The sequence below is a fragment of the Microvirga sp. P5_D2 genome, assembly GCF_054049475.1.
Map to the genome: position 1 here is coordinate 1 of NZ_JBFUMH010000347.1, position 1,846 is coordinate 1,846.

The 1,846-nt window shown below is 63.9% G+C and carries 2 protein-coding genes; both read left to right on the forward strand.

Translation table 11 applies throughout. From position 1 onward, the window contains the following. A partial coding sequence (locus tag ACXJKO_RS31530; protein ID WP_457094938.1) for a co-chaperone GroES occupies nt 1-180 on the forward strand: 180 nt, incomplete at its 5' end. Nucleotides 181-223: 43 nt separating this feature from the next. Continuing rightward, nucleotides 224-1,846 (forward strand): chaperonin GroEL (gene groL, locus ACXJKO_RS31535; RefSeq protein ID WP_457094939.1); only part of this gene is annotated, 1,623 nt, incomplete at its 3' end.

Sequence of the window (1,846 nt, forward strand, 5' to 3'; positions counted from 1 at the left end):
GGCGCCCGTGACGAGAACGGCAAGATCGTCGCTCTCGACGTGAAGGCTGGCGACCGCGTCCTGTTCGGCAAGTGGTCCGGCACCGAGGTGCGTATCGATGGCAAGGATCTCCTGATCATGAAGGAATCCGACATCATGGGCGTGATCGAGACATCTGCCGAAGCGCAGAAGGCCGCCTAAGCAGCCCGGTCCCCATCCCCTAGACACAACAGGAGTTCAGCTCATGGCTGCCAAAGACGTAAAATTTTCTTCTGACGCCCGCGAGAAGATGCTGCGCGGCGTCGACATCCTCGCCAACGCGGTGAAGGTCACGCTCGGCCCGAAGGGCCGCAACGTCGTGCTGGAAAAGAGCTTCGGCGCTCCGCGCATCACCAAGGACGGCGTCACCGTCGCCAAGGAAATCGAGCTTTCTGATCGTTTCGAGAACATGGGCGCCCAGATGGTGCGCGAAGTGGCCTCGAAGGCCAGCGATGTGGCCGGGGACGGCACCACCACCGCGACCGTCCTGGCTCAGTCCATCGTTCGCGAAGGCGCCAAGGCCGTTGCCGCCGGCATGAACCCGATGGACCTGAAGCGCGGTATCGACCTCGCTGTGGCTGAAGCCGTGAAGGACATCCAGGCCCGCGCCAAGAAGGTCGCCTCGTCCGACGAGATCGCACAGGTTGGCACGATTTCGGCCAACGGCGATGCGGAGGTCGGCCGCATGCTGGCGGAGGCGATGCAGAAGGTCGGCAACGAAGGCGTAATTACCGTCGAGGAGGCCAAGACGGCGGCAACCGAGCTCGACGTCGTGGAAGGCATGCAGTTCGACCGCGGCTACCTCTCGCCGTACTTCATCACGAATGCCGAGAAGATGATCGCGGAGCTTGAGGATCCCTACATCCTCATCCACGAGAAGAAGCTCTCCTCGCTGCAGACCCTGCTGCCGATCCTCGAGGCTGTCGTGCAGACCGGCAAGCCGCTGCTGATTGTGGCGGAAGACATCGAGGGCGAGGCTCTGGCTACTCTCGTCGTCAACAAGCTGCGGGGCGGCCTGAAGATCGCTGCCGTGAAGGCTCCGGGCTTCGGCGATCGCCGCAAGGCCATGCTCGAGGACATCGCGATCCTGACCGCCGGTCAGACGATCTCCGAAGACCTCGGCATCAAGCTCGAAAACGTCACCCTCGACATGCTGGGCCGTGCCAAGCGCGTTCGCATCGAGAAAGAAAACACCACGATCATCGACGGCGCCGGCGAGAAGGAAGACATCGAAGCCCGCGTCGGTCAGATCAAGGCGCAGATCGAGGAGACCACCTCGGATTACGACCGTGAGAAGCTCCAGGAGCGTCTCGCCAAGCTCGCAGGCGGCGTCGCGGTGATCCGCGTCGGCGGCGCGACCGAGATCGAGGTGAAGGAGAAGAAGGACCGCGTGGATGACGCTCTGCATGCCACCAAGGCGGCGGTGGAAGAAGGCATCGTTCCCGGCGGTGGCACGGCTCTGCTGCGCGCCAAGGCCGCGGTGGCGAAACTGAAGAGCGACAACCCCGATGTGCGCGCGGGCATCAACATCGTCCTGCGCGCGCTTGAGGCCCCGATCCGCCAGATCGCCGAGAACGCCGGTGTGGAAGGCTCCACGGTCGTTGGCAAGATCAACGACAACACGACGTCTGACACTTTTGGCTTCAACGCCCAGACCGAAGAGTTCGTGGACCTGCTCCAGGCCGGCATCGTCGACCCGGCGAAGGTCGTGCGCACCGCCCTGCAGAACGCGGCGTCGGTTGCAGGTCTGCTCGTCACGACCRAAGCCATGATCGCCGACGCGCCGAAGYGCGAAAGCGGCGCTCCGGCCATGCCCGGCGGCGACATG